This is a genomic window from uncultured Gimesia sp., from assembly GCF_937910335.1.
Taxonomy (GTDB): Bacteria; Planctomycetota; Planctomycetia; order Planctomycetales; family Planctomycetaceae; genus Gimesia.
Genome location: NZ_CALEMX010000574.1, coordinates 1 through 1,944 on the forward strand (window position 1 = coordinate 1; position 1,944 = coordinate 1,944).

1 protein-coding gene is annotated in these 1,944 nt (G+C 47.4%); it reads left to right on the forward strand.

Going from position 1 to position 1,944, the window contains the following annotated elements:
* Window positions 1-390 precede the first annotated feature (390 nt).
* Window positions 391-1,350, forward strand: coding sequence for a dienelactone hydrolase (locus Q0668_RS23510; protein WP_298868986.1), 960 nt, complete (start codon window positions 391-393; stop codon window positions 1,348-1,350).
* The last annotated feature ends 594 nt before the right edge of the window (window positions 1,351-1,944 follow it).

Genomic DNA, 1,944 nt, shown 5'->3' on the forward strand with positions numbered 1-1,944 from the left:
TGCCAGAGACCAGCACGTTTCATCGTGAAGCAACTGATGTTAAGAATAATTACTCCAGCGATAGTAAAACCCCCTACCAATACTTGATATAATTCTTTTGCTTCCATTGATTGGTTTCCATTGGAATGAATAAATCAAACAGGTCTTTAAGCATTATTCTACCACGAAAAGTACGAAAGGTTGCGAGGATTTTTGTTAGAAAATGAAGTGTTTTGTATTTGCATCGAAACTTTTCAGCGTCTGTGGGGTATAACATCTGGTTGAATCGGTCACGCTAAAAGAAGGTCTTCTGATGATCCCTTTATTCGCCCTGAAGTCGAATCGAGTTGGGATTAAAGGTCTTGTCGAGTTTTGTGATCGTCGGTAGTGGAAATATAGAGGAGCATTCGCGTGATTTGTAAAACCTGTTTTCTGTCGTTGGTCTGTTTCGCTCTGGCATTTCCTGTTTCTGCCGCGGAGCAGTCGTCGGTGAAGCACCTGGACTTTGAGCCACGGGATACAGAACGCGACCGCGTGGTGCCGGTGCGGGTTTATTTCAGCAAGGTGAAGTCGCCCCAGCCGGTGGTGCTGTTTTCACATGGGCTGGGGGGCTCGCGCGAAAATAATTCTTATTTGGGTACGTATTGGGCGGCGGCTGGTTATGTTTGTGTGTTTATGCAGCACGCCGGTAGCGATCGGGAAGTCTGGCGGGCCGTGAAATTATCGGATCGTATGTCGGCTCTCAAGAATGCTGCGAGTGGAAAAAGTACGCTCGATCGAATGCAGGACGTGTCGTTTGTGATTGATCAGTTAGAGAAATGGAATCAGGAAAAAGGCCATCCGTTGCAGGGCAAAATGGATCTGGAACATATCGGCATGAGCGGACACAGTTTTGGTGCGGTTACGACTCTCGATGTCAGCGGGCGCAAGTATCCCTTTGGCAAGAGTTTTGCCGAGGAGCGGATCGATGCGTTCTTCGCCATGAGTCCGCAGCCGGGCAAAGGAATGTCTGCTTCGCGCGCTTTAGGTCATATTACCGCGCCGTTTTTGTGTATGACGGGTACGAAGGACGACAGTCCGATCAATAAACGTGTGACCCCCGAAACGCGGCGCGAAGTCTATACGGCACTGCCCGCTGGCGATAAGTACGAGTTGGTCTTTGACGGCGGTCACCACTTCACGTTTGGTGATTCGAAAGGCTTTCGAACGCGCGGACGCGATCCCGATCATCATCCCGCAATTCAAAAGATCAGTTTGAATTTCTGGGACGCCTATTTACGGGATGACAAATCAAAACGTCAGTGGCTACAATCGAAAAAACCGCTGACCGATTGCAAGCTGAAGGCTACCGACGTCTGGTTATGGAAGTAGGGCTCTTTAATTGGACCAGGCCTCTTGGTTCTGATTCTGATTTTTCTTTACCACGAAAGACACGAAAAGCACGAAATGTTTTGTGTGTGGTGGATTGCAGACGGTGCTGGCAAGGGATCGGTGATGAAATAAGGGGGACAGGACTCGGATCAAAGAGACCTGATCCCGAATGGTACTGTCATTTTTCAGTTTGTGCGTACGTTGGTCTATGGCAGCGATGAATGTTTTGTAAAATCATGGCTGTCTGGAGTTGGCCTATTCTTTTAACCGCTCCCGGCGATAATGTTTTCAACCCTCCCTGGGTATTTGAGATTGAGTAGTTGGGATTCCTGATTTACTAACTGCATCACTTTTCTTGATCGGTCGGTAAATCATTCGTACACAGTTCGCCTCCACTTTAAAAAATCACTCGAGGATCGATGCAGGTTGAGATCGAAGATTGGTTTGAGAAAGTCCTTAGTTTACGAGCAGGCAAAGAAAAATAGACTGAGCAAGAGCGGAGTAACTGGATCGACAGACTACGAGAAGAAAGATGGTCAAAAATAAGAAAATGTGGCAGGCGGAATTCTGTGATAGGTTACATGGAAATATGAC